At 34.1% G+C, this 3,538-nt stretch carries 5 protein-coding genes; 2 read left to right on the forward strand and 3 right to left on the reverse strand.

Going from position 1 to position 3,538, the window contains the following annotated elements:
• Positions 1–213, forward strand: a 213-nt coding sequence (locus tag K245_RS28155) for a hypothetical protein (RefSeq protein ID WP_027360726.1), incomplete at its 5' end; no start/stop codon positions are given.
• Between the two features lie 38 nt (positions 214–251).
• Here the strand turns inward: K245_RS28155 and K245_RS0120890 are convergent.
• Positions 252–1,139: an ROK family protein gene (locus tag K245_RS0120890; protein ID WP_027360727.1), complete on the reverse strand. Its 888-nt coding sequence runs from the start codon at positions 1,137–1,139 to the stop codon at positions 252–254.
• A 230-nt stretch (positions 1,140–1,369) separates the two neighbouring features.
• Between K245_RS0120890 and K245_RS0120895 the strand changes: the two genes are divergently transcribed.
• Positions 1,370–2,491: a hypothetical protein gene (locus K245_RS0120895; RefSeq protein ID WP_027360728.1), complete on the forward strand. Its 1,122-nt coding sequence runs from the start codon at positions 1,370–1,372 to the stop codon at positions 2,489–2,491.
• A gap of 187 nt (positions 2,492–2,678) precedes the next feature.
• On the opposite strand, the gene K245_RS0120900 is transcribed toward K245_RS0120895, so the two are convergent.
• Together K245_RS0120900 and K245_RS0120905 are read right to left on the reverse strand one after the other, a co-directional pair.
• Positions 2,679–2,972 carry a hypothetical protein gene (locus K245_RS0120900; protein WP_027360729.1) on the reverse strand — a complete coding sequence of 98 codons (294 nt, stop codon included), beginning with the start codon at positions 2,970–2,972 and terminating at the stop codon, positions 2,679–2,681.
• A 55-nt stretch (positions 2,973–3,027) separates the two neighbouring features.
• Positions 3,028–3,538 (reverse strand): SLATT domain-containing protein (locus K245_RS0120905; protein ID WP_027360730.1); only part of this gene is annotated, 511 nt, incomplete at its 5' end.

A 3,538-nucleotide genomic window follows, 5' to 3' on the forward strand; every position in this document is an offset into this window, starting at 1 on the left:
CAGCTAAAGGCAAAAGTAACAAAGCTTGAAGCTATGGAAAGAAGCCATGCAAAGAAAATAGATACAAGACGAAAGATTCTTGCAGGATCATATTTGATTAATAAATACATAGATAATCCAGAAGGACTTGCTAAACTGCTTGATTCTTTTTTAGTCAGAGATAATGATCGCGAGCTTTTTGGACTTCCTTATTTGAAAAATAAGGAAGATTAATTTTGATTAAAAATTACATTTTTAGGTATATCTGCAATTCAGATAGCTTTTTCTGCTAATGCGATAGCACCAATAACCCCTGAAGCATCATTTAAAGCAGGAAGCACTATATAATCCTCTATATGCTCTGTTATGATAGATGACCTAATATATTTGTTAAGTATTTGCTTAACTTTAGTATGAACAGCAGGTAGAAGTTGTTTTTGTTTCATGACTCCACCTCCAATAATTATTCTTTGTGGGGAAATAGTGAGTATATAATTAACTAAAGCATAAGAAATATATTCAGCTTCATAACTCCAAGCAGGGTGATCAGGATCAAGATTTTCACCTGGTTTTCCCCATCGATTCTGTATAGCGGCACCTGAAGCCAAACCTTCAAAACAATCACTGTGGTAAGGACAATTTCCTGAATAACTTTTTTTATCGCCTATCTTACGAGGTATCATAATATGTCCCATTTCAGGATGTAGTAGGCCATGCATCAAGCTACCATTAATCATGCCCCCGCCGCCTATTCCAGTACCGATTGTAAGGTAGATAAAAGTGGAAAGACCCTGTGCTGCTCCCCATTTATGTTCTCCAAACGCTGCCGCATTAACGTCAGTATCAAAACTGATAGGAACATCGAACGATTTTTTAATAGCTCCTATGAAGTTAGTCATTTCCCAATTCGCTTTTGGAGTAGATGTAATATACCCATAGGTAGAGGAGTTTTTATCCAAGTCAACAGGACCAAAAGAACCAATCCCTATCGCAAATATAGGCATATTTAGGCTTTGCTTTTTAAAAAAATCTAAAGCGCCGGCAATGGTTTCATCCGGGCTTGTTGTCGGGATGACAAGTTTTTTAAGGTTATCAGGTTTTGATCCGACTGCACAAATAAACTTTGTGCCCCCAGCTTCTATTCCACCATAAAATTTCATAAAATTTCCTGTTTAAAAACTCAAAAAATAGTATTGGTTTGATACCATTAAAACTATCATAATATTACTTTGCCCCAAAACAAACACAAGCAATAGTCCATTCTGACCCAAAAAAGAGCAAAAAGCATATAGACAAAACAAAAATATGCATTGATTTTTTTTAGAGCCACAATTATTGAGTTAAAAAATGTTAAGAAAATAAAAATTTATTTAATTGATCGGGGCTATCATTGAAAATACTTAAATATTTTGCAGTCGTATTTAAAAATTTTAGGGTCGCATTTAAAAATTTTGGGGCCGCACTTAAAAAATTCAAAAAAGAACCAGGGACAATAGAAATCTTAATATTAGGTCTTTTGCTATTTTTGTTCGGTTTTTTCTTTATGCTTTACGCAACGAACGTCATCACAGAAGAAGCACAGAAGATTTATAAGGCTAATGTTCTGATGTTTGGCGACTTATCTCTTAAGCTGTCAGTTGGCTGCCTAATAGCCTTAACTGTTAGTTTTCTTAAAGAGTACTCAAAAACCAAGAGAGACATCGATAAATTTGAGGAATTTTTCGGGAAATCGGGCTTTAATGAAAAAGGAATGCCTGCAATAATGATAAAAATCAACCCAACTACAAAAATGGAATACTACATTGCAGGAAAGCCTCAAGAGGCTAAAGATGCGGAACCAAAAAATATTTCTGGCCTTATACCTATTGACGAGATAGAGGGAACACTGGCTCTACAGGAATTATTTGTTTCATTTGGAGCAGGGATTGAGGTCATGGCTACTCAAGACGATATGAATTCTATTGAGAAACTCAAAGAACTTTTTGAAAAGGGAATTTTTGCAATTGGGTTAGGTTTCAATCAAATGACAAAAGCTATAGAGGCCATGAGTGGCAAGTTTTTTGAAATAGATTATGTAGATTTTAATGATGGAAATAGGACTTTTAAGTCAGATACTTATAAAATACATTATCCTCTCAGGAGAGAAAAGTCTTTTCCCAATCCTGATTATAGTGACGACTCAGAGCACGCTCTTATAGCAAGAATTCTCTATCCTATAAATAAAGATAAGTATGTACCGAGTTTTGTGTGCGCTGGATTAACTGCTCAAGCGACTACACTATCATGTAAATATTTAAAAGATCATTGGAAAAGCCTGTATGGAGATTGCATCGAACTTACTAAAAATCAGAATATCAAGGCATTAAAAGCTTTTCAGATGAATTATGCTTGGAGCATTAAATTTACAAAAACTGAAACTACAAAAGAATGTAAAGCGATGGCCTACCCACTGGAGGACAACAAGATATTGGGAAACTGGATAGACATTTATCCGTGCATGAAAGACCATTAGCTCTGTTCAAAACCCCAGCCATAAATTTGAAGCGTGAACCCATCTAAATTAGTCATTAATTTTAATTCAGGATTTACATATTATGCCACCGGAGCAATAATGTCTGTAAAATAACATTAGCGGACATTAAAACATGGCTATGTTAAAGTGCTTTCCCATAATGAAATTCAATGGGAAAATATATTTTTCATTTTTTCCCACAAGTTTCACTAACATTTGCAGAAACTAAAACTGTACCGTCCACAATTGTCAGTGAATCAGTTTTTGCATTATGCTTTTTGCAAAGCGGTACTATGTACCAATTTTTATCAGTTGAGCTGTCTTTTTGAACATGCGCACCAACTAAATCAGTTTCGGTACAACTAATTTCAGAGCAATATAATGGTAATGTTTTTCCGCCAAAATTTACCCAATGCTTAATCCAACCGCCAGAGCACTTGCAAGTGTTATCGCTTGTTCCGTTAATGTTCCTTACTTTCATTTTTTTATCCTATTTGATTTGAGTCTCTACGAAAATGTATTATTCTTACCTCATTTTAATTTAATCTTAATTCTTTTGGTAAAAATTTATCTATTTCTTTATCATCCCACGAAAATTCTTCATTTGTGCTTACATTCGTCCCTAAATTTTTTTGAGCATCTTGATAATCTTCGTAAGTTGTTGATGGAGCATTTTCACCGATAGCACTGTATTTTTTTTGAAGCTCATCTCTTTTCGCTCTTATTATGTGATCATCTGACGAAGCACTCATTGTTTCTTCAATCAAGCTCATATATTCATCTCTGAGAGACTTATATTTCTCTGCATATAATTTGTGTTGGCATATTAAAAAAGAAATATCTTCCTTATTCATTAACTCGAAAACAGAACTTATGCCTGTTGCTAATAAACCTATGAAACTTACAATCTTAATTAAAGAAGCTATCTGCCATTCAAGACCAATCACCTGGAAAACTAATAAGAATATTGTTGATGATGATAGATAAAGAACTATCTTTGAATTTTTTTCTTTTGCTCTATTTAATCTTCCGCACGCATTAAAATGG

Source organism: Desulforegula conservatrix Mb1Pa (assembly GCF_000426225.1).
Lineage (GTDB): Bacteria > Desulfobacterota > Desulfobacteria > Desulfobacterales > Desulforegulaceae > Desulforegula > Desulforegula conservatrix.